Consider the following 3,624-nt stretch of genomic DNA (forward strand, 5'->3'; position numbering starts at 1 on the left):
GCCAACCGCGGCGCTGACGGCGAAGGCGCCCTGTCCGATGGCGGCGACCCGCTGCGCCCGGCTGCGCCGCGCTTGCGATCGCCGCTGTCCGACATCGTGCGCGGGCTGCTCGAACCGCTGGGTCTGGCGGCCGAAGCGCCGACGGGAACCCGGGCCCGGGAGCGCTGGGAGGCGCTTTCCGCGTTAGCCGAGCTGGTCGATGAAGAGGTGGCGCACCGCCCGCAGTTGGATCTGCCCGATTTGGTGGCCGAGCTGCGGACCCGCGCCGACGCGCGCCACCCGCCGGTGGTGCAGGGTGTCACGTTGGCCTCGCTGCACGCCGCCAAAGGGCTGGAGTGGGATGCGGTGTTCCTGGTCGGATTGACCGATGGCACCCTGCCCATCTCGCACGCATTAACCCACGGCGCCGAGAGTGAAGCCGTCGAAGAAGAGCGTCGACTGCTCTACGTCGGAATCACCAGGGCCCGAATGCATTTGGCGCTCAGCTGGTCGTTGTCCCGGAACCCGGGCGGGCGGCAGAGTCGCAAGCCGTCGCGATTCCTCAACGGCCTTTCGCCGCAGACCGCGGCTGACTCCACCCCGAGTCGGCCGCGCCGTAATCGCGGTGCCACTGGTCCCTCACAGCGTTGCCGGATCTGCAACAACCAGCTGACCACGCCGGCGGCGATCATGTTGCGCCGCTGCGAAACGTGCGCGGCAGATATCGACGACGAGCTGTTGCTAGAGCTCAAGGATTGGCGGCTGCGCACCGCCAAGGAGATGAAGGTGCCCGCATATGTTGTGTTCACCGATAACACGCTGATCGCGATCGCGGAGCTGCTGCCCGCCGACGACGCCGCGTTGGTCGCGATTCCGGGTATTGGCGCACGCAAGCTGGAGCAGTTCGGTCCGGACGTGTTGGAGCTGGTCCGCAGCCGTGGCTAGGCCACCAAAACCGCAGGTCAGAAAATCGCTTGCCGGGTCAGGCTGTTAGGATTTAATCTCGAACCGCAATCTTCGCGCCCGACGGCAGCTACTAGACGAGAGGAGGGAGCCACGATGATCAGCATGAACGTGTTCGGTGTATGCCCGGTCGTTTCGGCTGGCAACACTGGCTCCCACCATGCTGCCCATGCCGCCGCGGCGGCCGCCTTGGCCGCGGCGCCCAAGCGCCGTGCCGCCGCCGCGACCGAAGTGTCCGTGGATCGGGGCTCTACCTAGGTAACAGCCCACTATCTCGCCAAATGGCCACGGACCCGAAGTCAAAAGGATCCGTGGCCACAGTTTTGGGTCGACAGCCCATCACCTGGTCCGGATCTCCGCAAGACCGCCGCTAGACCAGGAAGCAGGTGAACCGGACATGTCGACCCCGACAGTCCCCGACGAGCAGCAGCCGGAGTTGCCTTGTCACGTCGGCGACCCCGACCTGTGGTTCGCTGACAGCCCGTCTGATCTGGAGCGCGCCAAGGCGTTGTGCGCCGACTGCCCGATTCGAAACCAGTGCCTGGCCGCGGCATTGCAACGCGCAGAGCCGTGGGGCGTGTGGGGTGGGGAGATCCTCGACCGTGGCAGCATCGTGAACCGCAAGCGGCCGCGTGGACGTCCACGCAAGGATTCGGTCGCCGCTTAGATCAAACCTCTACGTTGAGATTGACGTTAGTGCAAGCGCTTTCGCGCGCTGGCGTCGATCTCGGCGTCCAGCCACCGGTGGATTCAGACGACCGCTGTGTCGGGTTCGGCGAAGCCGGGAATCAGGTCCTCCGACAGCGCCCTGATCGGCACGTGCGCATCCAACTGGCACAGAATCGCGGCCACCGATGCGATCACCCGCATTGGGATTGCCAGCTTGGGCGGCAAGTCCATCTGCCGGGCGGTCTTGATCTGTGACACCGACTTTTCGATCTGACCGACCGTCATCTTCTGCAGCCACTTGCGGGTGTAGTGGAAGACCTCGACCTCGACGGGTTGGACATACTGACGCAGCATCTCGTCGATGTCCCGCACCGACACCTGCTGGCCCTTCTGAATGAAGCCGACTTTTTCCATCGTCGGCAGCAGCAGGTCGTAGTTCTTTTCGCGGGCCAGCCGGATCGTCATGCCGAGCTCGATCGGAAAGCCACCGGGCAGCGGTGCCACGGCGCCGAAGTCGATGACACCCATCCGGCCGTCGGACAACAACATGAAGTTGCCGGGGTGGGCGTCGCCGTGCATCATCTCCAGCCGGTGCGGCGCGTCGAAAGTGAGCTCGAGCAGCCGGAACCCCATCAGGTCGCGTTGTTCGACGGTGCCGTCGCGGATGATCTCGGCCATGTGCGTGCCGTCGATCCATTCTTGAACAACAACTTTGGGGGCACTGGCGACGATGTGCGGCACCAGGAAATGCGGGTGGCCCTCATACGCCTTGGCGAATGCGCGCTGGTTGTCGGCCTCCAGCCGATAGTCGAGCTCCATCTCGGTGCGCTCGATCAGCTCATCGACAACGCCCTGCACGTCGGCACCCGGGGCCAGCTGTTTGACCACCCCGATCATGCGCTGCATGGTCTTCAGGTCGGCGCGCAACGCCTCGTCGGCACCCGGGTACTGGATTTTGACGGCGACCTCGCGTCCGTCCGACCACACCGCCTTGTGCACCTGCCCGATGCTGGCCGAGGCCACCGGTGTGTCGTTGAAGTCGGAGAACCGTTGGCGCCATTTGGTACCGAGTTGGGCGTCGAGCACCCGGTGCACTTTCTCGGCGGGCAGCGGCGGCGCGTCCTTCTGCAGTTTTGTCAGCGCTTCTCGGTACGGCTCGCCGAACTCGTCGGGGATCGCGGCCTCCATCACCGACAATGCCTGGCCGACCTTCATCGCGCCGCCCTTGAGCTCGCCGAGCACGGTGAACAGCTGATGGGCTGCCTTCTCCATCAGTTCGGCGTTGACCTCGTCTTTCGACTTGCCGGTCAGCCGCTTGCCGAACCCGAGTGCTGCCCGGCCGGCGAAGCCGACCGGAATGCTGGCCAGCTTCGCGTTGCGCGCAGCGCCCCCGCGTTTGATGTCTGCCACGACAACCATCATCCATGACCGGTCGGTGCTTGCCCGCATCGATCTGAAAACACGCGCTGTCAACATGAACACAGTGGGTGTCTGGGCCAGTGCCGCGCCACGATCGAGCCGGCATGGACGTCGAACTCCAGCGTGGCGTTCAACGCCGGCGGCGGCTCGGGATCACCGTCGGCGTCCGATCCACGGACCGCACCGATCACTCGGTTGACCTGGCTGAGCGCCAGCGCAGCGGTGGCGAGCAGGGTTGCGCGGTCGGCGACGCCGACGGTTTCGCGCAGCTGCGCCGCGACGGCAGGCCACGCCGCATCGCGGTCCCTGCGATGCAGATCCGCACACCCCAAACAGCTGGTGACACCGGGGATGACCAGCGGGCCGACCAGGCCGGTGCCGTCGCGCACCCGGACCGCGAGGTGCGCGACGCCTTGACTGTGCAGGTCGCGCAGCATCCGCGGGTCTGCGACCAGGTTGTCGGACAACACCACCAGGTCGGCTTCGGCGGAAGTCACCGCGGCATGCGGTTGGCTGCTCTGCTTGACCCGGGCACCCGAACAGCGCAGCGACTCGACCAGCAGTTCTGACAGCGGCCCGCGGCCGTGCACCCGG

The 3,624-nt window shown here is 66.0% G+C and carries 2 protein-coding genes and 2 pseudogenes; 2 read left to right on the forward strand and 2 right to left on the reverse strand.

Going from position 1 to position 3,624, the window contains the following annotated elements; genetic code table 11:
- Window positions 1-924, forward strand: a 924-nt coding sequence (locus WAN71_RS01165; RefSeq protein WP_422223574.1) for a 3'-5' exonuclease, incomplete at its 5' end; no start/stop codon positions are given.
- A gap of 415 nt (window positions 925-1,339) precedes the next feature.
- Entirely contained in the window at window positions 1,340-1,609 is a 270-nt protein-coding gene (locus tag WAN71_RS01170) for a WhiB family transcriptional regulator (protein WP_422223575.1), read from the forward strand.
- An 83-nt stretch (window positions 1,610-1,692) separates the two neighbouring features.
- Here WAN71_RS01170 and WAN71_RS01175 read toward each other — a convergent pair.
- Window positions 1,693-3,037 (reverse strand): annotated as a pseudogene (locus tag WAN71_RS01175) (ABC1 kinase family protein).
- 43 nt (window positions 3,038-3,080) lie between these two features.
- A pseudogene (locus WAN71_RS01180) lies at window positions 3,081-3,624 on the reverse strand (cyclodehydratase); the annotation flags it as partial.

This window comes from Mycobacterium sp. (genome assembly GCF_049280035.1).
Classification (GTDB): domain Bacteria; phylum Actinomycetota; class Actinomycetes; order Mycobacteriales; family Mycobacteriaceae; genus Mycobacterium.

Bases quoted from the DNA above. Each gene is read 5' to 3' on its own strand.
- WAN71_RS01170 (WP_422223575.1), top strand. From the start codon at position 1,340: ATGTCGACCCCGACAGTCCCCGACGAGCAGCAGCCGGAGTTGCCTTGT.